The following is a 26,845-nucleotide window of genomic DNA, read 5'->3' as shown; positions in this document are numbered from 1 at the left end:
TAATTCCGAGTGCCTGAAACAATAACGTTTCAAGCACTTTTCTCACAGCGGAAAGTTTCAGTATTTTCTTAAATCGATTTAAATATTGGAACTCAATTTTGTTTTTTGCAGAATCACTTAACTTATTTTGCTTTAAAATAGTTTGTCTACATTCTAATAAGAGCCGAAAGGCTCTTTTTTTTTTATATACTCAAAAATAAAAAAGCTGGGAAGTCTAACTAAATAAATCAGATTTTATTCGTTCTGGTTTTTTAACCATTGTTTTAAAAAAAGCCGGGCAAAAGCCCGACTTCTCCATTCTATTATTCGTTATGATTGTTAGAGTCTTGCGAAGAAGGCTCAGATGGTTTAGATTGATTTTCTTCGTTCGAAGAGCTAGACGATGGTTCTTCATACGAATACTGATCAGTGGAATAACTTGGCTCATAGTAGTAGTTATTGTAGTTGTTCTTACCATTGTTTAAGTAGAGATAAGAACCACTTCGATACAGTCCACTTGGTTGCGTCCAATCCGTATGACCAGAGTTATTATTATTAGCAAGATAGAGCATCATTTGACGGTAGACATCCGTTGCGACCTGTATTCCATTATCCAATACTGGTGTAAAGCGATTGGAATAACCTGTCCATACTGCCATGGCATATTCAGGAGTGTAGCCTACAAACAATTCATCCGGTGTTACAATATTTGAATAAGCATTTTTTGTCAATTTACCGATTTCGTTATCAGCATAGTTTGATGTACCTGTCTTACCAGCTTGGTAGATTCCCGAAATGGCAGCATTTGTACCGGTACCAGACAAGAGAACTGTCTTCATCATATCTGTCATCATGTAGGCAGTTGTTGCTTTCATTGCACGAGTTCCTTCGGACTCAAATTCCTTGGTTGTGCCATCACTAAAGACAACCCGACTAACATAGGATGGTTTGTAATAGGTACCGCCATTGGCAAAAGCAGCATAGGCAGCTGCCATTTTCTCACTGCTGGCTCCGTATTTGTTGCTAGAATCGCTAGTGTTACTCGAGATAGCGTTGGCGTAAACCATTTCTGGGTAATCGATCCCTAATCCATTGAGGAATTTCTTAGCTTGTTTAAGACCAACTTTTTCCAGGGCCTTCACCGCAGGCACGTTACGAGATTGTTGAATTGCGTAGGTAATGGACATGCTACCATAGTATGAACGGTCCCAGTTGTAGACAGGCGTTGATGAATGAGGGAAGTTGTATGGCGCATCTGTTGTAGTAGCTGCTGTAGAGGTATATTCCTCATGTTCAAGAGCTGGTGCGTAATCTGTGATTGGTTTCATTGTTGAACCCCAGTCACGGTTCGTTTCAACCGCTTGGTTTGTACCAAAGGAAACATTGCTGGATTGGTGACGAGAACCCAGCTGAGCAATGACTTTACCAGTATTGACATCAATAACGGTAGAAGCTACTTGCATTTCATCATCCGGGTAATTGACATATTCATCTGTATTGTAGATATCCCATAGTTTCTTTTGAGCTTCTGTATCCACGTTTGTATAGACATCCATTCCGGTTGTCAACAAATTGTAGCCCGTTTCTTCTTCGACTTGCTCGATCACTTCTTTTAGGTAATTATCCATATAGGCTGGGTAACTGCTTGAAGAACTGAGACTTTGCAGACCATCTGTAACAGGTGTATTGACCGCTGCTTCGTATTGTTTGTTAGAAATGGTCTTCATATCGAGCATTTCTTTTAATACTAAGTTTCGGCGCTGTTGCGCTGCTTCAGGATGGGAGTATGGATCGTATTGGTTTGGTGCTTGGGGCATCCCCGCAAGGAGTGCCAATTGAGGGAGCGAAAGATCTTTTAGATCTTTTCCGTAATAACTTTTCGCAGCTGTCTGCATTCCGTAGTTCCCATTCGCCATAAATACTTTATTGACGTAATAGGTCAAGATTTCTTGTTTGGTTGCTTTCTTTTCTAGTTGGGTTGCTAACCAAGCTTCTTGGATCTTACGAGAGAGGGTACGGTCAGAGGCTGAAGTGGAGAAATAGGTTAACTTGATCAATTGTTGCGTCAAGGTTGACCCACCTTGACTTCCTCCTCGTAAGTTGTGAAGGAAGGAACCGCCGATCCGAATGATGTCGACCCCACGGTGATTGAAGAAACGGTGGTCTTCAATCGCAACGATAGCATTGACCAAATCAGTAGGGATTTCATTGGCTGTGACATTGATTCGTTTCTCAGCTCCCAAATCCGCGATCAAGTTATTTTGGTTGTCATAGATCTTACTAGATGTTGTTGCAACCAAATCTTTTTCAGACAAGGTTGGTGCTTTCATAGCATAGTAACTAAATATCAGTCCACCGAGGACAAATAAAAGTAAGAAAAATGAAATGGCTGCGATGGCAACATATTTCAACCATTGAATGACTGTTTGTTTATTCATTTAAATACCGCCTAGAAGTTTCTGTTCGATAATATCAAGATAAGGAACGCTTGGAAGACGATTCTTATCTACTAGAAAGCCGTGCTCCTGAATATAGGAGAGGGGCATGGATTTACTACCATGATCGATGTTGTAATAGTGAATTAATGCAGGAGCAGGAAGTAAGTAGGTTTCACTCAACTTTGCAAAATGCAAGAGAACGAAACAGATACCGCCTTGCTGAACAACTGCCTCCATATGATCGATTTGATGTTGATGAAAATTTTTCATCGGCATGGATTGCTTTTGCTGTGTTTCCTTCGCTTCAAAATCGATATAGCGTCCCTTGTATACTCCAGAATAGTCCGTCGTTGAGGCTTGCCTGAAATAGGCTTCAACAATCTTTGCCCGACTGCGACGTGGATAATCCACTTTCACGATTTGAATCGGTGTTGGTTTTTTATGGATGACTGCTAGACCTCGAGAAAGATAGTATTGATTGCTTTCATTGATCATTTTTTCAAATGTCATCCCACGATTCGCAAAGTCGACTGGATGTTTCCTTTGTGTAGAGACCAAGGTTTTTTTGGCTACTTTATGTGGATAGTTGACCATAGTTCTCCTTATTGGTACAATTACATCACTCTATTATATCATAAATTAGAATAATGAGGAAAAAATGAATACCATACTTGTTGCAGGTTATAAGAGTTTTGATGTGGGCGTCTTTTCCAATAAAGACCCTCGACTGACCATTATCAAAAAAGCCATTGAAAGAGATCTTCGTCGTCTATTTGAAGAAGGAGTGAAATGGCTGGTCTTTTCTGGTAATTTGGGATTTGAGGCTTGGGTACTAGAGGTCGCCTTTGCATTAAAAAAAGATTACGATTTTCAAATGGCGACGATCTTCCTATTTGAGAATGTTGGCGAAAATTGGAATGAAAGCAATCAGGAATTATTAGCACGCTTCAAACAGGTGGATTTCGTGAAATATGCCTATCCACACTATAGCAATCCGGGTCAACTAAAAGAATACAATCAGTTTTTGATAGATAACGCGGATGGAGCTTATGTTTTTTATGATCCAGAAAATGAAACCAATTTAAAATATCTTTACAAAATGATGGTAGAAAAAGAACCATTTTATGTCAAACAATTAAGTTTTGATGACTTAAATGAACTTGCTGAAAATTTTTACGAAAACTAAGTGTTATACCTTGATTTTTCTTACCATTTTTTTATATAATTGAGATGATGAACTAGATTGGAGAGAGTAATGGCGAGTATTATTTTTACTGCGAAAGATATTTTTGATCAAGATTTCAAACGAGAAGTTCGTGGTTATAATAAAGATGAAGTAAATGAATTTTTGGATGATGTCATAAAAGACTATGAAACCTATGCTGCTTTGGTGAAGGAATTGCGTGAAGAAAACGCACGCCTTCGTGAAGAACTTGCCCAAAAAGCACAGGAAACACCACAAACATCTCCGATTGCTAGCACTGCTACGCAAGAATACCCGCAAGTGACAACAGCGACGAACTTTGATATTCTCAAACGTCTCAATCGTTTGGAAAAAGAAGTTTTTGGGAAACAGATCGTAGATCGCGATTATTAATCCCATAGATTGTGCAATTTTTGGATAATCGCGTGAGAGAATATTCTCATGAGGAAAGTCCATGCTAGCACAGGCTGTGATGCCTGTAGTGTTTGTGCTAGGTGAATCCATAAGCCTAGGGACTTGGTATTCAAGTTACGGCGAGTGAAGGAGCTAAGTCTAAGGATAAGCTCTAGTAACTCTGAAAGTGCCACAGTGACGTAGTTTTTAGGGAAACCTAAAAAGTGGAACGCGGTAAACCCCTCAAGCTAGCAACCCAAACTTTGGTCGGGGCATGGAATGCGTGGAAACGAACATAGCATTCTGACTGGAAACAGTAGACAGATGATTATCAAAGGAAATGGTACCTAGTCATTTCTGGAACAAAACATGGCTTATAGAAAATTGCATATAGGTTGATGAGGTGGAGAGAGATCTCAACCTCCTTTTTTAAAGTGATAGGAATAAGATGAAAAAACAATTTGAATTGATTGCAACGGCCGCTGCTGGTATAGAGGCTGTTGTTGGTCGAGAACTACGCGATCTTGGCTACGATTGCCAGGTTGAAAATGGACGGGTTCGATTTCAAGGAGACCGTCGAGCAATCATAGAAACCAACCTCTGGTTGCGAGCGGCTGATCGAGTGAAAATTGTGGTTGGGACTTTTCCAGCCAAAACCTTCGAAGAACTCTTTCAAGGTGTCTTTGCTTTGGATTGGGAAAATTATTTGCCTTTAGGAGCACGTTTTCCTATTTCTAAGGCTAAATGTGTCAAATCAAAACTTCATAATGAACCTAGCGTTCAGGCCATTTCGAAAAAAGCAGTGGTTAAAAAGTTACAAAAACATTATGCCCGGCCAGAAGGTGTTCCTCTCATGGAAAATGGGGCAGAGTTCAAGATTGAAGTATCGATCCTTAAAGATCAAGCCACTGTCTTGATTGACACCACTGGTAGTAGCCTCTTCAAACGTGGTTATCGGACTGAAAAAGGGGGAGCCCCTATTAAGGAAAATATGGCAGCAGCAATTCTTCTGCTGTCAAACTGGTATCCAGATAAACCCTTGATTGACCCGACATGTGGTTCTGGAACGTTTTGTATTGAGGCAGCGATGATTGCGAGAAATATGGCACCTGGTTTACGTCGGACCTTTTCTTTTGAAGAATGGAACTGGATGGATGATCGCTTGATTCATGAAGTCCGTCAAGAAGCAAGCAGAAAAATCAATCGCGAGATCGAATTGGATATTATGGGAACCGATATCGATGCACGGATGGTTGAGATTGCCAAAGAAAATGCCCAGAAAGCGGGCGTTAGCAGTGACATTACTTTCAAACAGATGCGAGTCCAAGATCTTCACTCAGATAAGATCAACGGGGTGATTATCTCCAACCCTCCATATGGAGAACGCTTATCCGATGATGAAGGTGTGACGAAATTGTATACTGAAATGGGGCACGTATTTGCACCTCTCAAAACCTGGAGTAAATTTATCTTAACCAGTGATGAAGGTTTTGAATCTAAATTCGGTAGTAAAGCAGATAAAAAACGAAAACTTTATAACGGAACCCTAAAAGTTGATCTCTACCAATATTTTGGGGAACGAGTAAAACGGCAGATTAAGGCATAGAAAGGATTTTTATGACAGAGAAGGATAAAAAGCCATTAGAGCAAGAAACAGAATCAATTTTAGAGTTTGAAGATGCTAAAGAGATGACGATTGGGCAGGCCAATCGAAAAGCAGAAGAAATCGAGGCAGGTGTCACTGAAGGTGATAATGTCTTAGACAAATACATCAAACAACACCGAGCAGAAATTGAAGCTGAAAAATACGATACAAAAATTTTGGCCAAAGAAGAATTGGCTAAAGCTGAAGAGTTGGCAGCTACAGAAACAGTTGCTGAAGTAGCTGAAGCAGTGGAGGCGCCGGAAGTGACGGAAACGGTCTTGGAACAAAGGCCTGAAATGGATGCTATCTCAACTGAATTACCTGCTAAGATTAAATTTGGTCCCACACCAACTGAACCAATTGTAGAAGCTGAGGAACTTCCTGAGGAAACACCAAGCAATGCGGGTAAACGAATCAAAGCGGTTCTATACTCTGCATTAGGTCTTGCGATTGTCGGTTCGGCCATTTTTGTGACCTATAACTGGATGCACAGTCGTGGAAAATCTGGTGGTACAACTGTTGTATCGTCTTCATCTAGCAAGTCATCTTCTACTTCTAAATCAAGTAGCAGTGAAACACAGGCTCAAAAATTGGAAGAGTTTACCAAAGCCTACGATGCCTTTTTTGTAGATGAATCAAAAAGTGCTCTTAAAAATGATAAATTCGGAGACTTGGAAAATCTGAAGAAACTGCTGGACAAATTAGAAGGAAGCAGTGATTATAATGCGGCTAAAACAAAATATGAAGACCTTGTGAAGCAAGTTTCTGCCATTCAAAAAGTGAATTCTCAATTTAGTTCTCCAGTCATCAAAGATGGAGTTCTTGATGCAACTGCCAAAGCGAAAAGTGATGCGACCTTTGCAGAAACAAAGACAGGCAATGAAAAATTAGATAGCTTATTGAATGAGGCGGTTGCGCAAGGACGTTCACAACAAGTTGCGACACCGGCACCAGTGACAGGGACAGGTGGTACAGATACTTCTAATGCATCCCCAGCTCAAGCAGCAACGCCTACGGCCCCAGCTGTCAATGCTGTTACAGGTAGTGCAGGAACTGCAAGTCCAGGTTATTCAGGGTACGGTCTTCCGAGCGATGGTGTTCCACTTCAGAGAAACCTAAGCCGTGTTCCGTATAACCAAGTAGCTATCAATGATGTCAATAACCCAGCTTGGGTGTTTGGTGATGGTATTCTTGAAAAAGTATTGAACATTGCTCGTAAACGTGGACATATCACTGGCAATCAATACATTTTAGAGCGTGTCAATATCATTAATGGTAATGGCTATTACAACCTCTTCAAACCAGACGGAACCTATCTCTTTAGTATCAATGCCAAGACTGGTTATTTCGTAGGGAACGGGAAAGGTCATTCAGATGCTCTGGATTATTAATGCTTGATCAGACATCCCCTTTCTGGGAAAAATGACAATAAAAAAGAGAGTGGGATAGAAATCGGTAATTCGTTAGAATTCGATTTCGTCGTCCCGCCTCCGCACAGTTGAGTAGGGCTGTAAAAGCTGATGAAATCAGCGTAGTAGAGCCCACTCAACCACTGCGTCTTGATCAACAATCCAAAAATAATTGAGAGGCTAGGACTTTTGTCCCAGCCTCTTTTTCGTATTAAACAAGATGACGTTCAAATGGATCATCTGAGATTCCTTGATCTAGGATCAGGCGACACCATTCTTTAGCTGAGAAGAGACTGTGATCCTTGTAATTTCCACAAGACTCAATAGTTGTGCCTGGAACATCCTCCCAAGTGCTGACAGATGCAATTTCTTCTAAAGAATCTTTGATTACTTTAGCAATTTCCGTACTCGAATGTTGTCCCCACATGATCATATGAAAACCGGTGCGACATCCAAATGGGGAACAATCAATCATACCATCGATGCGTTTGCGAATGAGCATCGCAAGAAGATGCTCGATCGTGTGAAGTCCTGCCGTTGGAATCGCATTTTCATTGGGCTGCACCAGACGAATATCAAAATTGGAGATGATGTCTCCTTTGGGTCCAGTTTCCTCACCAATCAAGCGTACATAGGGAGCCTTCACAGCTGTGTGGTCCAATTCAAAACTTTCAACAATTACTTCTTTTGTCATACTCAAATCCTTCTTTGTTTTTCTTGATTATAGCATAAAAAGCAGATTCAACAAAGTGGAAATAGATGAATTTCTCACAGGTATTTCATGAAAGAAACGTGGATAAAAGAATAAGGGTCAAGCAAAAATATAAAAGGTTTTTCCTGTTTTTTTAGATTGTTAATTTTAGTAATTTATGGTAAAATGTAAAGGAATTTTTAATTCAACTAATTAAATAGATTTGGGGTAAAAGCATGAATTTTGTAATTACAGGTGTTTTTGCCGCGGTCATTGGTTTAGTCATTGGATATGTGGGAACTGCTCTAAAGATGAAAGCTTCAAGAGAAGCTGCGGAACTCACCCTTTTAAATGCTGAACAAGAAGCAACGAATTTACGTGGACAAGCAGAACGCGAAGCTGATTTAATATTAAAAGAAGCTAAGCATGAGTCAAGTTCACTTAAAAAAGAAGCACTTTTGGAGGCAAAGGAAGAAGCCAGAAAATATCGTGAAGAGGTCGATGCTGAGTTTAAGTCAGAACGACAAGAATTGAAGCAATTGGAAAACCGTTTGGCAGAACGTGCTAGCAATCTTGATCGCAAAGACGACATTTTAACAAGCAAAGAACAGTCTCTTGAACACAAAGAGCAAAGTCTTACAGATAGAACTAAACACATTGATACGCGTGAACAACAGCTGGAAGAGCTTGAACACAAGAAAGTAGAAGAACTGGAACGTGTCGCTGCTCTAAGTCAAGGAGAAGCGCGTGACATTATTTTGAATCAGACGGAAGAGCAACTTTCAAAAGAAATTGCATCGCGGATTCGTGAAGCAGAACTGGAAGTGAAAGAACGTTCTGATAAAATTGCAAAAGACATTCTCGTGCAAGCCATGCAGCGAATGGCTGGTGATTTTGTTGCTGAGCAAACAAACTCAACGGTTCATTTGCCAGATGATAGTATGAAAGGGCGCATCATCGGTCGTGAAGGGCGCAATATTCGTACCTTTGAGAGCTTGACAGGTGTCGATGTGATTATCGATGATACGCCAGAGGTGGTTACCTTGTCAGGGTTTGATCCGATTCGTCGTGAAATTGCCCGTATGACAATGGAGAGCCTTCTCAAAGATGGTCGCATCCATCCAGCCCGCATCGAAGAGCTGGTTGAGAAGAACCGTCAGGAAATTGACAATCGTATTCGTGAATACGGTGAGGCTGCTGCCTATGAAATCGGTGCACCAAACCTCCATCCAGATTTGATGAAAATCATGGGACGGTTGCAATTCCGTACTTCTTATGGTCAAAACGTTTTGCGTCACTCCATTGAAGTTGCCAAACTTTCTGGTATTATTGCTAGCGAGTTGGGTGAAAATGCTACTTTGGCACGACGTGCAGGATTCTTACATGATATCGGTAAAGCGATTGACCGTGAAGTGGAAGGAAGCCACGTCGAGATTGGGACAGAATTGGCACGGAAGTACAAGGAGCACCCAGTGGTTGTCAATACCATTGCTAGTCACCATGGTGACGTGGAACCAGAAAGTGTCATCGCAGTTATTGTCGCTGCAGCGGATGCCTTGAGTGCAGCTCGACCTGGAGCACGAAGTGAGTCACTTGAAAGCTACATCAAACGTTTGCAAGATCTTGAAGAAATTGCAAATAGTTTTGAAGGAGTTAAGACAAGTTTCGCCCTTCAAGCGGGTCGTGAAATCCGTATTATGGTTAGCCCTGAGGCAATCAAGGATGATAAAGTGACGATCTTGGCTCATGATATTCGTGAGAAGATCGAGTCCAATCTTGAATATCCTGGAAACATTAAGGTTACCGTTATTCGAGAATTGCGTGCAGTAGATTACGCAAAATAAACGAAAAGCTTGAGATCTAGCATCTCAAGCTTTTTGAATGAAAAAATCAGTTGAAAATTAGGCCGATTTTTGTTACACTAGATAGAAAGACATTGAAGGAGAAATCATGGCGGATCGTGGCTTATTAATCGTATTTTCTGGTCCTTCGGGGGTTGGAAAAGGAACGGTCAGACGAGAAATTTTTGAAAACTCTGACAATCAGTTTCAGTATTCTGTATCGATGACGACGCGTGCACAACGTCCAGGTGAAGTGGATGGTGTCGACTATTTTTTCCGTACACGTGAAGAATTTGAAGATTTGATCCGTCAAGGGCAAATGTTGGAGTACGCTGAGTACGTTGGAAATTACTATGGGACTCCTTTAACCTATGTGAATGAAACCTTGGACAAAGGAATCGATGTATTCCTTGAAATTGAAGTTCAGGGTGCACTTCAAGTAAAGAAGAAAGTTCCAGATGCAGTTTTTATTTTCTTAACTCCGCCTGATTTGGATGAATTGCAGGATCGATTAGTGGGTCGTGGGACAGATAGTGCAGAAATTATTGCGCAACGGATTGAAAAAGCAAAAGAAGAAATCGCCATGATGCGTGAATATGACTACGCCATTGTGAACGACGAGGTTCCTCTTGCTGCTGAGCGTGTCAAACGTGTGATCGAAGCAGAGCATTTCCGTGTAGACCGTGTCATTGGCCATTATCTGGATATGTTACCAAAAACACAAACTATTGTGAAGAGATAAATAATTAGAAATTAGGTATAGGAATATGATGTTAAAACCTTCTATTGATACATTGCTTGACAAAGTACCATCAAAATATTCATTGGTCATTCTTGAGGCAAAACGGGCCCACGAATTGGAAAGTGGTGCAGTACCAACTCAAGAATTCCAATCAGTCAAATCAACATTACAAGCGCTTGAAGAAATTGAGTCCGGAAACGTAGTTGTTCACCCGGATCCAGAAGCAAAACGTGAAGCGCTTCGTCGTCGGATTGAAGCAGAGCGGATTCGCAAAGAAGAAGAAGAGCGCAAAATTAAGGAACAAATTGCCAAAGAAAAAGAAGATGGTGAAAAAATTTAAGGTTGGGGCTTCTCAATCTTATTTTTTGCTATTTAAAGGGTTCCGTGATAAAGTAAAGCTCATATGATAGAGGCTGGAGGTGAAAAAGTGATAGCAAAAGTCATCGTAGATGTCCCATTGATGCAGACAGATAAACCCTATTCGTATCAGATTCCATCAGAATTTGAGGATATGGTAGAGGCAGGTATGCGAGTTCATGTCCCCTTTGGTAAAGGGAATCGCCTCATTCAAGGGATTGTGGTAGATGTTTTAGAAGAGGCAGACACAAGCGAGGAATTAAAAGCAATTGTGGAGGTCTTGGATTACACTCCGGTCTTAAATCAAGAGCAGTTCTGGTTGGCAGATCAATTACGAAAAAGTGTTTTTTCATATAAGATTACGATTTTAAAAACCATGCTTCCTTCTCTCCTCAATTCAAGTTATGATAAGATTTTGTATCCTCAACCTTCTTTAGATCCCACTCTCAAAGTGAAACTTTTTGGTGAAAAAAATGAAGTTTCTTTTTCTTCTCTAGATGCGGCCGATCAAGCCCAAGTGATGCGGTTGGTCAGAAAAGGAGATTTGCTACTTGAATACAAGGCCAAGGATAAGAAACAAATTAAAACAGAAAAACGGTATCGCGTTAACCTGGAAGGATTAAAAGAACTTCAACCATCAGAGAGAGCTAAAAAAAGGCTCGCATTGAAAGAGCGCCTGTTACTAGAGCAAGGGGAGCAACCCTTAGCAGGATTGTATCAGGAATTTTCACGAGAAGTAGTGGCTTATTTTATTGATCAGGGTGTTTTAGAAATAACAGAACGAGAAGTGAATCGGGCGGCTGCATATTATGAAGGCAAAGAACAGACCCAGGCTCTGCTTTTAAATTCAGAGCAAGCAAAAGCTGTCGAAACAGTAGTTTCTCAAATTGGGAAAACATCAAAGCCTTTTTTATTAGAGGGTGTGACTGGAAGTGGGAAAACAGAAGTTTATCTGCAGATTATTCAGGAAGTTCTAAATAAGGGAAAAACAGCTATCATGTTGGTCCCTGAAATCTCCCTGACACCACAGATGACAGACCGTTTTATCTCGCGTTTTGGTCAGGAAGTAGCCATTCTACACTCGGGCTTATCAAATGGTGAGAAGTATGATCAATGGCGGAAAGTTGAACGTGGGGAGGCTAAGGTAGTCGTTGGAGCGCGCTCAGCAATCTTTGCTCCTTTAAAAAACATCGGAGCCATCATCATTGATGAGGAGCACGAGGCATCCTATAAACAAGATAGTAATCCGCGCTACCACGCAAGGGAAGTCGCGGTCCTAAGGGCTCAGTACAATCAAGCAGTTTTGCTTCTTGGATCTGCTACACCAAGTTTAGAATCGCGAGCTCGTGCAACAAAAGGGGTTTATGAATTAATTCGTCTAACCCAGCGGGCCAATCCGGCAGCCAAAATTCCAGAAGTTAAAGTCGTTGATTTCCGTGATTATATTGGCCAAAATGAAGCTGGTAATTTCACTCCGGTTCTAGTGGAAGCTATTGCTGATCGCTTGCAGAAAAAAGAGCAGGTTGTCTTGATGTTGAACCGCCGTGGTTATTCCAGCTTTGTCATGTGTCGCGAGTGTGGAACTGTAGATACTTGTCCCAATTGTGACATCTCACTGACCCTCCACATGGATACTAAAACCATGAACTGTCATTATTGTGGCTATAGTAAAGCGATTCCTCGACACTGTCCAAATTGCCAAAGTCCTTCTATTCGTTATTACGGGACAGGAACGCAAAAAGCCTATGATGAATTACAAGAGATCTTTCCTGAAGCTAAAATTCTGCGCATGGATGTGGATACCACCCGAAAAAAAGGGAGCCACGCAGCAATATTAGATGCTTTCGGGAATGGAGAAGCGGATATTTTGTTAGGGACGCAAATGATTGCGAAGGGGTTGGATTTTCCAAATGTGACCTTAGTGGGTGTCTTGAATGCGGATACTTCTTTAAATTTACCGGATTATCGATCCTCTGAGAGAACCTTTCAACTCTTGACTCAGGTGGCAGGAAGGGCCGGACGAGCAGAGAAAGAAGGAGAGGTTATCATTCAAAGCTATAACCCCAATCATTATGCGATTCGATTTGCCAAAGACCAAGATTATGAAGGTTTTTTTGCCTATGAAATGCAGATTCGCCGGCAGTTAGGCTATACGCCTTATTACTTCACAGTTGGGTTAACCCTATCCCATAAGAGTGAGGAAATTGTGATGGAGAAGTCACATCAGGTCATGGAAATTCTCCGATCTGGCTTATCTGATCAGGTCCAAATCTTAGGACCAACACCTAAACCAATTGCACGCACACATAATTTGTATCATTATCAAATCATTGTGAAATATCGTTTCGAAGAAGGCATGACTCAGGTCTTGAATCAAATCTTAGAATTTACACAAGAAAGAGGCAACCAAGATCTACGTGTCAGTATTGATAATGAACCTCAAAGTTTTATGTAAGGAAGAAAGAAATGACAAAATTAATTTTTATGGGAACGCCTGATTTTTCAGCGACGGTTTTAAAGGGATTGTTAGCAGATTCGCGCTATGAAATTTTGGCAGTTGTGACGCAACCAGACCGTAAAGTAGGTCGCAAAAAAGAGATTCGAATGACCCCGGTGAAGCAGGTAGCTTTGGAACATCAACTACCGGTTCTTCAGCCGGAGAAATTATCGGGTAGTCCAGAAATGGAAACTCTCTTATCACTAGATGCAGATGGAATTGTGACCGCTGCTTTTGGACAATTTTTACCGACAAAATTGTTGGAGAACTTCCAGTTTGCGGTGAATGTCCACGCGTCTTTATTGCCTAAATATAGAGGTGGAGCTCCCATTCACTATGCCCTGATCAATGGTGACGAAGAAGCTGGGGTTACAATTATGGAAATGGTCAAGGAAATGGATGCCGGAGACATGATTGCAGCTCGTTCTCTCCCAATTTTAGATGAGGACAATGTGGGAACTTTGTTTGAAAAATTGGCAGTCCTTGGACGTGACTTACTCCTAGATACTTTGCCAGCTTACCTGGCAGGGGAGATCAAGCCAAGTCCACAAGATCCAAGTTTGGTCACATTTTCACCGAATATTTTACCGGAAGAAGAGGTTTTGGACTGGACCAAAACCAATCGCCAAGTCTTTAATCAGATCCGAGGGATGAATCCTTGGCCGGTCGCTCATACGTTATTAAATGGGCAACGCTTTAAAGTTTATGAAGCAGAGCTATGCGAAGGAAATGGAAATCCAGGAGAAGTGATTGCTTTGACCAAAAAAGAGTTGCTGGTCGCTGCAGGAGAAGGCGCATTGTCCCTCAAAGTTGTGCAGCCGGCAGGAAAACCAAAAATGTCCATCACAGACTTTTTGAATGGCGCTGGCCGTCAATTGAAAGTAGGAGATCACTTTGGAAATTAAACAAATGAATGCGCGTGAACAGATCGTTCGAGTGTTAGAAGAGGTTTTTGAACAGGGAGCTTATTCTAATATTGCACTAAATCAAGCGCTAGAACACTCTCAACTTTCAGATAAAGATAGAAGCTTTGTTACGGAAGTTGTATACGGTACTGTAGCACGGAAGATAACACTCGAGTGGTATCTCGCCCACGTAATTGAAGACCGGACGAAATTAGATCCTTGGCTCTATTATCTTTTGATGATGAGTTTGTATCAACTTGTCTATTTAGACCGCATTCCCGATCATGCCATCGTCAATGAAGCTGTCCGGATAGCAAAACGTCGTAAAGAAGGCAGTGAGAAGTTTGTCAATGCTATTCTTAGAAAGCTCCTCCGCGAGGGGCTACCAGCTATTGATACGATCAAGCGAAAGAACAAACGTTATTCGGTAGAGTATTCCCTACCTGTATGGTTGATCAAAGCACTGATCGAAGAATACGGTGAAGAACGTGCTTGCGCTATTTTTAAGAGTCTCTATCAGCGTAATAAATCCAGTATTCGTGTGATTGATCTGGACGAAAAAGAAGAGTTGGCTCAGTTGCTCGAAGCAACCTCCTCTCTACTTGCTCCGTCCGCTCTCGTGAAAGAGCAGGGACACTTTGCGGCGCACTCCTTGTTTAAAGAAGGGCGCATTACTATTCAAGACGAGTCCAGCCAATTGGTGGCACCGACTTTGGATTTGCAAGGAGACGAGTGGGTTTTAGATGCCTGTGCGGCGCCAGGTGGAAAGACAACCCACCTGGCTTCTTATCTCACAACTGGGAAAGTCACAGCCTTGGATCTCTACGACCATAAGCTCAAATTGATTCAAGAAAATGCTAATCGACTCCATGTTGCGGACAAAATTTTGACAAAGAAGTTAGATGCGACAAAAGTCTTTGAAACATTTGGACCTGATGCTTTCGATAAAATTTTGGTGGATGCGCCTTGTTCAGGGATTGGTTTGATACGGAGAAAGCCTGATATCAAGTACAATAAAGAGAGTGCAGATTTTGTATCTTTACAAGCTATTCAATTGGCCATTCTGGATAGTGTTTGTCAAAGTGTGCGTAAAGGTGGTATAATAGTGTACAGTACGTGTACAATTATGGGTAAAGAGAATTTTGAAGTGGTGGACCAATTTTTGAAAAACCATCCAAATTTCGAACAAGTCCCATTGGATCACGAAAGAAAAGATATTCTTAAAAATGATTGTATCCTTATTACACCCGAATTATATGGAAGCGACGGCTTCTTTATCAGTCGTTTTAAGAGAATCTCATAATATCAGGAGGAAACTGACAGTATGGATATTACGATCTTAACCGATGTAGGTCAAAGACGGACAAATAACCAAGACTATGCAAATCAATATAAAAACAAGGCAGGAAAATCTATGGTTTTACTTGCTGATGGTATGGGAGGACACCGTGCCGGAAATATTGCTAGTGAAATGGCAGTCACAGACTTAGGTGCGGCTTGGGTTTCTTCTGAGATCGAGACGGTTAATCAAGTACGGGAATGGTTTGCAGAACATTTAGAAGCTGTGAACCGTCGGATCCATTTAGCTGGGCAAGATGATGAGCACAAAGGAATGGGAACGACATTGGAAGCTTTGGCTTTTGTAGAAGGACAAGTGATTTATGCCCATGTTGGGGATTCACGGATTGGCCTCATTCGTCAGGGCAAATACCAGCAGTTGACCAGTGACCATTCTCTTGTAAATGCTCTTTTGCGAGCAGGTCAAATTACAGAGGAAGAAGCAGCCCATCATCCTCAACGTAACATCATCACTCAGTCCATTGGCCAAAAAGATGAGTTAGAGCCGGATTATGGTTTGGTGACGGTTGAAGCAGATGATTATATTTTGATCAATAGTGACGGTTTAACTAATATGATTGGCCCGGATGAAATCAGAGATATTGTCTTGAGTGATGTTTCACTGGAAGAAAAAGCTCAAACCTTGATTCGTTTTGCCAATAATGCTGGAGGCTTGGATAATATCACTGTTGTACTGCTCCACTTTACTGAGGAGGACGCAGCATGATTCAAATCGGCAAAATTTTTGCCGGGCGATATAAAATCATCCAACAAATTGGGCGCGGCGGGATGGCAGATGTTTATCTTGCGCGTGATTTGATTTTAGATGGGGAAGAAGTTGCAGTCAAGGTACTGCGTACGAATTACCAGACGGATCCCATTGCGGTTGCGCGTTTTCAGCGTGAAGCAAAGGCGATGGCAGAGCTGGACCATCCAAATATCGTTCGGATTACAGACATTGGCGAAGAAGAAGGACAACAATACCTTGCAATGGAATATGTTGCAGGTTTAGACTTGAAACGCTATATCAAAGAAAATGCTCCTTTATCAAATGAAGAAGCTGTTCGTTTGATGGGGCAGATCCTTCTAGCTATGCGCCTTGCCCATACGCGTGGCATTATCCATAGAGATTTAAAACCACAGAATGTCCTCTTGACACCAGATGGAACAGCAAAAGTTTCAGACTTTGGGATTGCAGTGGCCTTTGCAGAGACTAGCTTGACCCAGACCAACTCGATGTTGGGGTCGGTTCATTATTTGTCCCCTGAGCAGGCGCGTGGTTCAAAAGCTACAGTGCAAAGTGACATCTACGCTATGGGGATCATTTTCTATGAGATGTTGACAGGACACATTCCTTATGATGGAGATAGTGCAGTCACAATTGCTTTGCAGCATTTTCAAAAGCCACTCCCCTCTATTCGTGAAGAAAATAAGAATGTTCCACAAGCTTTAGAAAATGTGGTGATCAAAGCGACAGCTAAAAAACTGACGGATCGCTATAAATCAGTGGCAGAGATGTATGTGGACCTTTCAAGTTGCTTGTCCTACGAGAGAAGAAATGAGAAAAAACTGATTTTTGAAGATCAATCGAAAGCTGATACAAAGACTCTTCCAAAAGTGAGTCCAACTCCAAAAACGGCTCCTGTTCCAATCTCTGAGGTACGCAGTGAAATCAGTTCGGTAGATCCTAATCGACCATTATCTGACCAGCAGACCATGGCACCAAGTAAAAAGCCAAGAAGACGCTTGCGGGCGCGCTACAAGGTCTTGTTTGTTGCCATTGCCCTAGTTCTTGCTGCCTTTACTTTCTTGTTGTATATGAGCCCAGCCAATAAAACCGTTCCAGATGTTTCCGGCAAAACCATTGCCGAAGCTAGAGCGGTTATTGAGGGACAAGACCTTCAAGTCGGTGAAGAGAAAGAAGAGTACAGTGATTCGGTTGCAGAAGGCTATGTCATTCGAACCAATCCAAATGCAGGGGCCCAAAAGAAAGAACAAAGTCGAATTGATTTGATTGTTTCAAAAGGACCAAACAGCTTTGAAATGCCAAATTACGTGGGTGAAACACGGGCAAAAGCAGAAGAAGATTTGAAAAATACTTATAAAGTATCAAGCAAAATGATCACGATTGAAGAAGTTGAGACCTTCGATTATGCTGCAGGGACAGTTCTTGAACAAACTCCAGCTCCAGGAGAGCAATATTCTCTGAATTCAAAAACTAAGATTGTTTTGAAAGTAGCGAAAGAAACGACTTCAATTGAAATGCCAAACTATGTTGGATCAACTTATGATTTTGCTAGAAGTAATTTGATTGAGATCTATGGTATTAAAGAAGCCAATATCGAATTAAGAAAAACAGAACATCTCCCTGATGGGGTAGTTGTTTCTGCCGGTCAAATTGTCAGTCAAACTCCAGAAGTTTCGAGTACGGTGGATATTAACCGAACACGAATTGTTTTGACTGTATATGAGCCTAAAGTGACAGCTTCTTCAAGTACGAAAGCCTCATCAAGTTCTGATACATCTAGTTCATCCTCTGGTGAACGATCAGATACAGAAAGTTCAAGCAGTAGTGCAACTAGTGGAGATTCATAAATCAGTCTAAGACTCAGATGGATTTCTGGGTCTTTTTGATTGTCTGCTATTATCCAACCACAGACGGAAGTCAAATGAGGAAAAATTTGATAAAATAGGAAAAGATGAGGTAGACTATGTGGAAAATACAAATTTTTATTTTCGTTGAAGCCGTTTTGTTAACATTAGCAGCGATCACCATTTTATCAATCGATTTTTCCAGATTTGTTGTCTTGATGGTTCTCTTTTTGCTCCTTTTGTATTACTATTTTGGCAAACAAAAAGCGAATTTTCTATTAATCGCGCTGAGTGTGCTCTTGTTTTTTATCGTGATGCTGAATCCTTTTGTGATTGCAGCCATTTTATTTGCGGTGGTTTATGGTTTATTGATTGCTTACCCTTATATGTATAAGGAAAATGAAGCAGTTGTGTTTGATGTTGAAGAGGATACGAAAATTCGTCAGGAAAAAACTCGATGGATTGGTGATTTACAACATTTTTCAAAGCAAAGTCGAGGGTATCGAGATCTGAATGTGATCCGAGTTTTTGGGAATGACACCCTCCATTTAGAGGAGGTAGCCATTTGCAATTGGGACAATGTAGTGATCATTCGGAAAGGGTTTGGAAATACAAAAATTATCTTACCGATTGATTTGGAATTGCATTTACAAATTAACACCTTGTATGGAGATCTGAAGTTTTTGGATCTTCCTGTCCGTAAAATGAGGAATGAAACCATAGATATTGAAACGGCACATTATCGGAGATCGCACCGTTCTGTAAAAATTGTGTTAGTTGGTATTGTTGGGGATGTTGAGGTGTTTCGCGCATGAAGAAATTAGACTATCTCCTATTGTATTTCTATTCCCTAATGGTGGTTGCGGTCATTTGTCATACCATTTTCCATTTTGTTGGTTTTCAGTGGGGCAAACTTCTCTCAGATCTTTCCTTGCTTCAATCATTCCTATTTTTGATTTTTAGTCTGACGCTTGCATTGACGGCTTTGGTTATCTTAATTATTAAAATCACGCAATTTGTAACGGTTCATGCAGTACAACAAAAGGTAGAAGCGATCCTGACTGCTTCACAGCGAAAAGAAATTGCCCCCAAAGAATTGAATCAACAGTTAGATTTATTGGACAGCAAATTGCTTCGACTAGAAGAAAATTTACAAAAAAGTGAAAATCGTGTGATGCGAAATGAGGAAGAAATTGTGGAAATCGAGCGTAAGAGAATTGCGCGTGATCTACATGACACGGTTAGTCAAGAGTTGTTTGCAGCCAATATGATTTTATCTGGAGTGGCAGCACAGGCCCTTGAGTTAGAGAAAAGTCAGATCCAGCAGCAACTAAATGGTGTGTCAGATATTCTAGGGACAGCCCAAAATGATTTACGCGTCTTGCTCTTACATCTTCGTCCTACAGAATTGGAAGGAAAAAGTTTGGTAGAAGGTATGGAGATGATTTTTAGAGAATTGAAGGAAAAGAGTAACCTAACAGTTGTCTTCCATCATAATGACGTGAGCATTCCAAAAGATATGGAAGAACATCTATTTCGAATCGTCCAAGAAATTGTCAGCAATACCTTGAAACATGCTAGAGCTCAACAAATGGATGTCTTTTTGCATCAGGAAGGAAAACAACTTCATTTACGGATGGTGGATGATGGAATCGGCTTTGAGCAGGAAAAATTGGAACGATTGAGTTATGGGTTGAAAAATATTCAAGAACGTGTAGAAGACATGGCGGGGACCATTAAAATAAGAACGAGTCCTCAAAAGGGAGTGGCTGTAGATATTCGTGTTCCCCTCCTTGTAAAAGATAAAAATGAAAAGGAAACTGTATGAAAGTATTATTAGTAGATGATCATGAAATGGTCCGATTGGGATTGAAAAGCTTTTTGTCCATGCAAACCGATATTGAGAAAGTCTTAGAGGCGAAAAATGGGCAAGAAGGGGTGGAGTTGGCGCTGAAAGAAAGACCAGACGTCATCATCATGGATATTGTGATGCCAGAGCTAAATGGAATCGATGCGACTCTAGCCATCCTAAAAGAGTGGCCGGAAGCTAAAATTGTCATTTTGACGTCTTATTTAGATAACGAAAAGATTTACCCTGTCTTAGATGCCGGTGCAAAAGGATATATTTTAAAGACCTCGTCAGCAACTGAGATCTTACAGGCTGTCAGAAAGGTTGCAAAGGGAGAATTTGCAATTGAGACAGAAGTTAGTCAAAAAGTTGAGTCACGAAAGAACCATGCTGAATTGCATGATGATTTGACAGCTAGAGAACGAGATATTCTGGCTTTATTGACGAAAGGATATGAAAATCAACGAATAGCAGATGAACTCTTCATTTCTTTAAAAACAGTGAAGACCCATGTCTCCAACATCTTATCCAAATTAGAAGTCAGTGATCGGACGCAAGCAGTCGTCTATGCCTTCCGACACCATCTGGTGAATCAAGAAGATTTTTAAAGGGAAACATGCTATAATAGAGCATGATCATAAGGGGGAGACAAGTGGACGCAAAATTACGTTATAAAGCCAAAAAAGTTAAAATCGTCTTTTTTGATATTGATGATACATTACGTGCAAAAGAAACTGGATTGATCCCAGAATCTGTCAAAGAAGTCTTTCATCAGTTGAAAGAAAAAGGAATCCGAACAGGGATTGCAACCGGCAGAGGGATTTTTGGGGTTGTTCCTGAAATCATGGACTTAAAGCCGGATTTTCTGGTAACCTTAAACGGTGCCTATATAGAAGATACAAAAGGAACTGTGATCTACCAATCACCAATCAATGAAGCAATCGTTTCTTCTTTTGTAGATTGGGCCAAAAAATCCGAGATTGATTATGGGTTAGTGGCTAGTCATCAAGCTGCCCTGTCTAATCGGACACCCTTGATCAGTGATGCTATTGACATCATTTATCCCAACTTACCTGTAGATCCAGATCTGCATCTGAAAGAACCTATTTTCCAAATGTGGACCTTTGATGAACAGGATAGTGAGCTAGAGTTGCCCCCTTCTTTGCAAGAGGATTTGCGCCTAGTTTCGTGGCATCCCCATTCGTCAGATGTTGTTCGCTTTGAAGCTTCAAAAGCTTCAGGAGTTTCTCATCTTGTAAATCATTTGGGCTTGAAGCCAGAGAATGTTTTAGTATTTGGGGATGGATTAAATGATCTAGAACTGTTTGATTATGCTGGAATTAGTATCGCAATGGGAAAATCTGCTCCAGAGTTACAAGAAAAAGCTGATTATATCACTAAGAATTTAGAAGAAGATGGCATATTCTATGCCTTAGAGGAGTTAAATATGGTTGAAAAAGAATTGACATTACCACAGTTAGAACTTGCTACGGTTGACGGTCCTGTCGCTGTGATCAAAACCAATCACGGTGAGATGAACATTCAATTGTTCCCGGATCAAGCACCAAAAACAGTTGCAAACTTTGTAGCTCTTGCTAAGTCCGGCTATTATGATGGTGTCATTTTCCATCGGATTATTAAAGATTTTATGATCCAAGGGGGAGATCCAACAGGTACAGGTATGGGTGGCGAATCCATCTATGGGGAGAGCTTCGAAGACGAATTTTCAAAAGAATTGTACAATATTCGCGGAGCCCTTTCAATGGCAAATGCTGGACCAAACACAAATGGCAGCCAATTCTTTATTGTACAAAATCAACATCTTCCATATTCGAAAAAGGAATTGGTCCGCGGTGGCTGGCCTGAAAAAATTGCTGAAATCTATACGACAGAAGGGGGAACTCCTCACCTAGATCAACGCCATACCGTATTTGGACAATTGATGGATGAAGCTTCTTTTGCTGTGTTGGATGAGATCGCGGCTGTTGAGACCGGGATGATGGATAAGCCAGTAGAAGATGTCGTGATTCAAACCATCGAAATTGAGGACTAAAATGAAAATTGGAGATAAGTTAGAAGGAACCATCACAGGCATTCAACCTTATGGAGCCTTTGTTGAACTAGAGTCGGGTGTCACAGGCTTGATTCATATCTCAGAGATTCGAAGTGGCTATGTAAGTAATATTCATGATATTCTTTCGATTGGAGAGAAAGTCTTTGTCCAAGTCATCGATGTTGATGAATATTCTAAGAAAGCCAGTCTTTCTTTGAGAACCTTAGAAGAAACGCCGCAACGAAGTATTCGACACCATCGTTTTTCAAATGACCGCAACAAAAGTGGTTTTGCTCCCTTAGCTCAACAGATGCCAACCTGGGTCAAAGAAGGAAAAGCATTCTTTAGCAAACAAGAAAAAAAATAAAAACTTCGATAGGTTGATGAAACCTACCGAAGTTTTTTGGTATAGTGAGTTATTCAAATTCGTAAAGAGTAGTGGAAAGGTAACGTTCCCCATTATCTGGTGCAAGGGCAAGAACTTTTTTACCGCTACCTAATTCTTTTGCGACTTCAATAGCAGCATAGATAGCAGCTGCGCTTGAGATACCGACTAAGAATCCTTCAGTTCCACCGATAGCGCGTGCAAGTTCGAAAGCTTCTTCTGAAGATACGCGACGAACACCATCATATGCATTAGTGTCTAAAGTATTTGGGATAAAACCAGCTGAAATCCCTTGGATTTTATGTGGTCCAGGTTTTTCGCCAGAAAGGACTGCGGATTCATTGGCCTCAACGGCATAGACTTTGACAGCAGGATTATTCTTTTTCAAAGTATGAGAAATACCAGAAACAGTACCACCAGTACCAACACCTGCGACAAAAGCATCTAAACCATCTTTTCCAAAGGCATCAACGATTTCTTGTCCTGTTGTTCTTTCATGTACCTCTGGGTTAGCAGGGTTTTCAAATTGAAGAGGAAGGAAGCCATTTCTTTCTGCAGCGATTGCTTCAGCTTTAGCGATAGCGCCTTTCATTCCTTCACTTCCAGGAGTCAAAACGAGTTCAGCTCCATAGGCTTGGATGATTTTACGACGTTCCACACTCATGGTTTCAGGCATGACAATCACAACTTTGTAGCCTTTAGCTACGCCGACCCATGACAAGCCAATCCCTGTGTTCCCACTAGTTGCTTCGACAATGGTATCACCTGGTTTGATCAAGCCATCCGCTTCAGCTTTTTCAATCATGCTCAAAGCAATCCGGTCTTTAACCGATGATCCAGGGTTGAAGGCTTCGAGTTTGACATAGACATCTGCAGCTCCTTCAGGAACAAGACGGTTCAATTTGACAATCGGAGTGTTCCCAATCAATTCTGTAATATTTTCATAAATAGCCATAATATACCTCAGTTCTAGGTTTTCTTGATACTAACCAGTATAGTCCCTTGTGGGAAGAATGTAAAATATAGAAATTTTATGGGTGTGATAAAAAAAAACTATCGTTGCCGATAGCTTCTTTGATTATTTTTCTACAGAAAGTAGGGGTACTTCAACCTCGCGAATTCCTTGATCTTCTATAAGGACTTTCCCATTATAAAATTCGACTAAAGCTGCTGTGATAGAATTGGTGTCTTCTTTGTCTACAAAAATAGTTGTCGCCACCTGATCTGTAAACATCGGATCTTGTTCCGCCAATTGATGGTCTTTTAAGAAATTAGCAAACTCTTGGTATTGGGAATAAGAAAGTGTGATTCCAAGAACCACTTGCTCCTTGATTTCTACCAGTCCAATCTCTCGAACTGCTTGAGCCACACTTCCAGCGTATGCACGAATCAGACCTCCAGCACCTAATTTAATGCCTCCAAAATAGCGGGTAACCACAACACAACTATTAGTGATGTGATGATTTTCTAAAACTCCCAACATCGGTACACCCGCTGTTCCACTAGGTTCGCCATCGTCACTAGTCCGTTTAATATCGCTATGTTCTCCAATGATGAAGGCAGAACAGTTATGTGTGGCCTTGTAGTGTTCCTTCTTGATCGCGTTGATAAAATCTCTAGCTTCCTCTTCCGAAGAGACGCGTTTAACATGACAAATGAATTTCGATTTTTTGATTTCTTCTTGAACAGTGCCGTTCTCTTTAAATGTAACATATTCCATATTCTTATTTTACAAAAAAAGAATGATTTTCTCCAACTTTTGCGAATTAATAAGTATGAAGATAGAAGATTCTTATGGAAGACTCTTAACAGAGAGTCAAATGACAAATGATCTAAAAGAAATTGCCCAAGAACTTCCAGCTATAGAAAAAGAGAATGGAAGGTACCATTGCTTTCGATGTGGCAGTTTGATTGATCAGAAACTTTGGAAGTTGAGTGAGGAGGTGCTGTATTGTAGAGCCTGTATCCAATTGGGAAGGATCCGGAGTGATCAAAAACTTTATACTATTGCACAGCGAGACTTTGAAGGTCAAGAGGTGCTAAACTGGAAAGGGACCTTGACTTCCTATCAACAAGAGGTATCTGAAGGACTTATCCAAGCAGTTAAAGCAGGAAAACATGCCTTGGTACATGCTGTGACAGGAGCTGGAAAAACGGAAATGATGTATCAGGTTGTAGCAACAGCGATCAAGGCAGGAAAAGCAGTCTGTATTGCTACCCCAAGAATCGATGTCTGTATCGAACTGTACGGAAGGATGAAGGAAGATTTTTCCTGCCCCATCTCTTTACTTCATGGAGAATCGGAGCCCTATTTTAGAACACCTTTGGTGATCGCTACAACCCATCAATTGCTAAAGTTTTATCAGGCCTTTGATCTCCTTATTATAGATGAAGTAGATGCTTTTCCCTATGTAGACAATCCAATCTTATATAAAGCAGCTCAGAATGCAATAAAAAAAGAGGGGAATACCCTATATTTAACAGCAACCTCTACAGATGAGTTAGATAAAAAGGTCAAGAAAAAAGAAATCATTCGTTATAGTCTTCCAAGAAGATTTCATGGGAACCCGCTAGTGGTCCCTGAAATAAAATGGGTGCCGAAAATTAGAGAAAAAATAGAAAAAGGAAGAATCCCTTACGAACTATTGCAACTGATTAAGAAACAAAGACAGACTCACTACCCATTGTTAATCTTTGTATCTGAAATAGAATTAGGACAACAATTCACTGAGAACTTAAAAAAATACTTTCCCAAAGAAACAGTAGGTTTTGTATCCTCACAGACAACAGACCGTCTACGAATGGTAGAAGAGTTTAGAAACAGAGCCATAACCATGCTAGTCTCTACAACAATTTTAGAAAGAGGAGTGACTTTTCCGTTTGTAGATGTCTTTGTTTTAGAAAGTAATCACAAATTATTTACTAAAAGTGCTCTCGTACAAATTTCAGGAAGAGTCGGTCGAAGTAAAGAAAGACCAACAGGTAAACTACTTTTTCTATCAGATGGAATAACACGAGAAATGAAGAAAGCGATCAAAGAAATAAAGGAAATGAATCAGGAGGCTGGATTTTGAAAGAATGCTTGCTTTGTACTAAAGAGTTGAAAACTGGTGAACATTTCACAGACCTTATTTTTATGAATCAACAAGAAGAATGGATTTGTAAAGAATGCAAAGAAGACTTCGAACAAATTGGCGAAATCCATTGTCCTAGATGTTATAAAGATAAAGAGGAGAAAGTATGTAAAGATTGCGAATACTGGATACAAAAGGGGAATATAGTCGAACATGAAGCATTATATAAATATAATGCAGCAATGAAGGACTATTTCAGGAGATATAAATTTGAAGGAGATCGTTTATTAGGAATGGTATTTGGATGTGACATCAAAAAAGCCTTGAAAAAGTATAAAAGCTATACGATAATACCAACTCCAATCAGCCATGAAAAAAATCAGAAGAGAGGATTCAATCAAGTATCGACTATACTAGATTTTGCAGAGATAAAGTACAACAGTCTATTCCAAAAAGAAGACACTTTAGCCCAATCAAAAAAAACAAGAGAAGAAAGATTAAAAACCTCTCAGCACTTTCAATTAAAAGGAGAAATTTCAGAAAAGCAGAAATATCTAATCATCGATGATATCTACACAACGGGCAAAACAATCGAATTAATGAAGCACCTACTAATTGAAAAAGGTGTGAAAGAAATAAAGACATTTTCAATCGCAAGGTAAAAAAAGATTTGCAAAAACTTTATGAAAGCGTTATAATATACATATAAATAAAAACATAATGTTTAGAAAGTAGGTACTAATATGATTAAATATAGTATCCGTGGTGAAAACCTAGAAGTAACAGAAGCCATTCGCGACTATGTCGTTTCTAAACTCGAAAAGATTGAAAAATATTTTCAGGCAGATCAAGAGCTAGACGCTCGAGTAAACTTAAAAGTTTACCGTGAAAAGACCGCAAAAGTAGAAGTAACCATTCCGCTTGGATCTATCACACTTCGTGCAGAAGATGTCTCTCAAGATATGTACGGTTCAATTGATCTAGTTGTAGATAAAATTGAACGTCAAATTCGTAAGAATAAAACAAAAATCGAAAAGAAAAATCGTGTTAAATCTGGTGCAGGTAAATTGTTTACCGATGCAGTTGTAGAAGAAGTAGCAACCACAGAAAAAGTTGTTCGCTCAAAAACAATTGATCTAGAACCAATGGATTTAGATGAAGCGATCCTTCAAATGGATCTATTAGCACACGATTTCTTCATTTATCGTGATGCAGAGGATAACACAACAAATGTGATCTACCGTAGAGAAGATGGAGACATCGGTCTATTGGAAGTAAAAGAATAGAGATCAAAAAAAGAGATTGAAAACATCAAATAAATTATAGAAGAATCAGGAGCATTTGTGCTCCTGATTTTTTATATAAATAAAAAACTTTCAAAAAAATAAATTTTTTTAAGAAAAAGTATTGACAGTAAGGAGAGGTCATGATATACTAATATAGTTGTCGCGCG

At 40.4% G+C, this 26,845-nt stretch carries 25 protein-coding genes and 1 other RNA gene; 21 read left to right on the top strand and 5 right to left on the bottom strand.

All coding sequences use genetic code 11. The annotated features are described in order from the left end of the window. Positions 1-302 precede the first annotated feature (302 nt). Together pbp1a and recU are read right to left on the bottom strand one after the other, a co-directional pair. Positions 303-2,417, bottom strand: coding sequence for a penicillin-binding protein PBP1A (gene pbp1a / locus HMPREF2686_RS01670; RefSeq protein WP_021154545.1), 2,115 nt, complete (start codon positions 2,415-2,417; stop codon positions 303-305). Continuing rightward, complete coding sequence (recU, locus tag HMPREF2686_RS01665; RefSeq protein WP_003010355.1) at positions 2,418-3,011, bottom strand: Holliday junction resolvase RecU; 594 nt, start codon at positions 3,009-3,011, stop codon at positions 2,418-2,420. It abuts the gene before it with no gap. Between the two features lie 64 nt (positions 3,012-3,075). Between recU and HMPREF2686_RS01660 the strand changes: the two genes are divergently transcribed. The 5 genes from HMPREF2686_RS01660 to HMPREF2686_RS01640 all read left to right on the top strand — a co-directional run bounded on the left by HMPREF2686_RS01660 (position 3,076) and on the right by HMPREF2686_RS01640 (position 7,050). Next, positions 3,076-3,603 (top strand): SLOG family protein, encoded by a 528-nt coding sequence (locus HMPREF2686_RS01660; RefSeq protein WP_023920293.1) that lies wholly within the window; start codon positions 3,076-3,078, stop codon positions 3,601-3,603. Positions 3,604-3,672: 69 nt separating this feature from the next. Beyond that, positions 3,673-4,014, top strand: coding sequence for a cell division regulator GpsB (gene gpsB, locus HMPREF2686_RS01655; RefSeq protein WP_049496141.1), 342 nt, complete (start codon positions 3,673-3,675; stop codon positions 4,012-4,014). Positions 4,015-4,030: 16 nt separating this feature from the next. Next, positions 4,031-4,396, top strand: an RNA gene (gene rnpB, locus HMPREF2686_RS01650) — RNase P RNA component class B. Positions 4,397-4,462: 66 nt separating this feature from the next. Next, positions 4,463-5,620: a THUMP domain-containing class I SAM-dependent RNA methyltransferase gene (locus HMPREF2686_RS01645; RefSeq protein ID WP_023920295.1), complete on the top strand. Its 1,158-nt coding sequence runs from the start codon at positions 4,463-4,465 to the stop codon at positions 5,618-5,620. A gap of 11 nt (positions 5,621-5,631) precedes the next feature. Beyond that, positions 5,632-7,050 (top strand): cell division site-positioning protein MapZ family protein, encoded by a 1,419-nt coding sequence (locus HMPREF2686_RS01640; protein WP_070449004.1) that lies wholly within the window; start codon positions 5,632-5,634, stop codon positions 7,048-7,050. A 229-nt stretch (positions 7,051-7,279) separates the two neighbouring features. On the opposite strand, the gene HMPREF2686_RS01635 is transcribed toward HMPREF2686_RS01640, so the two are convergent. Then, the gene (locus HMPREF2686_RS01635; protein WP_049474465.1) at positions 7,280-7,762 is read right to left on the bottom strand and encodes an S-ribosylhomocysteine lyase; all 483 of its coding nucleotides are present in this window, start codon (positions 7,760-7,762) and stop codon (positions 7,280-7,282) included. Between the two features lie 233 nt (positions 7,763-7,995). Between HMPREF2686_RS01635 and HMPREF2686_RS01630 the strand changes: the two genes are divergently transcribed. The 13 genes from HMPREF2686_RS01630 (at position 7,996) to HMPREF2686_RS01570 (ending at position 22,300) form a co-directional block, all read left to right on the top strand. After that, positions 7,996-9,603, top strand: a complete 1,608-nt coding sequence (locus HMPREF2686_RS01630) for a ribonuclease Y (RefSeq protein ID WP_070449002.1) — start codon at positions 7,996-7,998, stop codon at positions 9,601-9,603. 106 nt (positions 9,604-9,709) lie between these two features. Next, positions 9,710-10,342 (top strand): guanylate kinase, encoded by a 633-nt coding sequence (gene gmk, locus HMPREF2686_RS01625; RefSeq protein ID WP_003012545.1) that lies wholly within the window; start codon positions 9,710-9,712, stop codon positions 10,340-10,342. A 25-nt stretch (positions 10,343-10,367) separates the two neighbouring features. Beyond that, entirely contained in the window at positions 10,368-10,682 is a 315-nt protein-coding gene (gene rpoZ / locus HMPREF2686_RS01620; protein ID WP_003010339.1) for a DNA-directed RNA polymerase subunit omega, read from the top strand. Positions 10,683-10,745: 63 nt separating this feature from the next. Continuing rightward, positions 10,746-13,154 carry a primosomal protein N' gene (locus HMPREF2686_RS01615; protein WP_070449000.1) on the top strand — a complete coding sequence of 803 codons (2,409 nt, stop codon included), beginning with the start codon at positions 10,746-10,748 and terminating at the stop codon, positions 13,152-13,154. Between the two features lie 11 nt (positions 13,155-13,165). Continuing rightward, on the top strand, positions 13,166-14,101 hold the full coding sequence (fmt, locus tag HMPREF2686_RS01610; protein ID WP_070448998.1) for a methionyl-tRNA formyltransferase: 936 nt from the start codon (positions 13,166-13,168) through the stop codon (positions 14,099-14,101). Beyond that, positions 14,091-15,404, top strand: a complete 1,314-nt coding sequence (gene rsmB, locus HMPREF2686_RS01605; RefSeq protein WP_070448995.1) for a 16S rRNA (cytosine(967)-C(5))-methyltransferase RsmB — start codon at positions 14,091-14,093, stop codon at positions 15,402-15,404. The genes fmt and rsmB overlap by 11 nt, the downstream gene beginning before the upstream one ends. A gap of 21 nt (positions 15,405-15,425) precedes the next feature. Further along, the gene (locus HMPREF2686_RS01600) at positions 15,426-16,166 is read left to right on the top strand and encodes a Stp1/IreP family PP2C-type Ser/Thr phosphatase (protein WP_070448993.1); all 741 of its coding nucleotides are present in this window, start codon (positions 15,426-15,428) and stop codon (positions 16,164-16,166) included. After that, the gene (pknB, locus tag HMPREF2686_RS01595) at positions 16,163-18,034 is read left to right on the top strand and encodes a Stk1 family PASTA domain-containing Ser/Thr kinase (protein WP_070448991.1); all 1,872 of its coding nucleotides are present in this window, start codon (positions 16,163-16,165) and stop codon (positions 18,032-18,034) included. The genes HMPREF2686_RS01600 and pknB overlap by 4 nt, the downstream gene beginning before the upstream one ends. Before the next feature lie 116 nt (positions 18,035-18,150). After that, complete coding sequence (gene liaF / locus HMPREF2686_RS01590) at positions 18,151-18,846, top strand: cell wall-active antibiotics response protein LiaF (RefSeq protein ID WP_021154560.1); 696 nt, start codon at positions 18,151-18,153, stop codon at positions 18,844-18,846. Continuing rightward, positions 18,843-19,859, top strand: coding sequence for an envelope stress sensor histidine kinase LiaS (locus HMPREF2686_RS01585; RefSeq protein WP_021154561.1), 1,017 nt, complete (start codon positions 18,843-18,845; stop codon positions 19,857-19,859). Before liaF ends, HMPREF2686_RS01585 begins: the two co-directional genes overlap by 4 nt. Continuing rightward, entirely contained in the window at positions 19,856-20,488 is a 633-nt protein-coding gene (locus HMPREF2686_RS01580) for a response regulator transcription factor (protein WP_021154562.1), read from the top strand. The genes HMPREF2686_RS01585 and HMPREF2686_RS01580 overlap by 4 nt, the downstream gene beginning before the upstream one ends. A 44-nt stretch (positions 20,489-20,532) precedes the next feature. Continuing rightward, positions 20,533-21,933, top strand: coding sequence for a bifunctional Cof-type HAD-IIB family hydrolase/peptidylprolyl isomerase (locus tag HMPREF2686_RS01575; RefSeq protein ID WP_070448989.1), 1,401 nt, complete (start codon positions 20,533-20,535; stop codon positions 21,931-21,933). Between the two features lies 1 nt (position 21,934). After that, entirely contained in the window at positions 21,935-22,300 is a 366-nt protein-coding gene (locus HMPREF2686_RS01570) for a S1 RNA-binding domain-containing protein (protein WP_049496180.1), read from the top strand. A 49-nt stretch (positions 22,301-22,349) separates the two neighbouring features. On the opposite strand, the gene cysK is transcribed toward HMPREF2686_RS01570, so the two are convergent. Together cysK and HMPREF2686_RS01560 are read right to left on the bottom strand one after the other, a co-directional pair. Continuing rightward, entirely contained in the window at positions 22,350-23,273 is a 924-nt protein-coding gene (gene cysK / locus HMPREF2686_RS01565) for a cysteine synthase A (protein ID WP_070448987.1), read from the bottom strand. Positions 23,274-23,396: 123 nt separating this feature from the next. Beyond that, positions 23,397-24,038, bottom strand: a complete 642-nt coding sequence (locus tag HMPREF2686_RS01560) for a YigZ family protein (protein WP_070448985.1) — start codon at positions 24,036-24,038, stop codon at positions 23,397-23,399. A 55-nt stretch (positions 24,039-24,093) separates the two neighbouring features. Between HMPREF2686_RS01560 and HMPREF2686_RS01555 the strand changes: the two genes are divergently transcribed. From HMPREF2686_RS01555 to hpf, 3 genes are all read left to right on the top strand, one after another. After that, complete coding sequence (locus HMPREF2686_RS01555; RefSeq protein WP_070448983.1) at positions 24,094-25,392, top strand: ATP-dependent helicase ComFA; 1,299 nt, start codon at positions 24,094-24,096, stop codon at positions 25,390-25,392. Further along, a complete protein-coding gene (locus tag HMPREF2686_RS01550) occupies positions 25,389-26,054 on the top strand; it encodes a ComF family protein (RefSeq protein WP_070448982.1) in 666 nt (221 codons plus the stop codon). The genes HMPREF2686_RS01555 and HMPREF2686_RS01550 overlap by 4 nt, the downstream gene beginning before the upstream one ends. An 81-nt stretch (positions 26,055-26,135) precedes the next feature. Further along, positions 26,136-26,678 carry a ribosome hibernation-promoting factor, HPF/YfiA family gene (hpf, locus tag HMPREF2686_RS01545; protein ID WP_049483460.1) on the top strand — a complete coding sequence of 181 codons (543 nt, stop codon included), beginning with the start codon at positions 26,136-26,138 and terminating at the stop codon, positions 26,676-26,678. The last annotated feature ends 167 nt before the right edge of the window (positions 26,679-26,845 follow it).

Origin of the sequence: Streptococcus sp. HMSC057G03, assembly GCF_001808745.1 — a bacterium.
Taxonomy (GTDB): Bacteria; Bacillota; Bacilli; order Lactobacillales; family Streptococcaceae; genus Streptococcus; species Streptococcus parasanguinis_Z.
The sequence above is the reverse complement of the archived record's forward strand: the minus strand, read 5'-3'. Positions and strand labels throughout refer to the sequence as shown.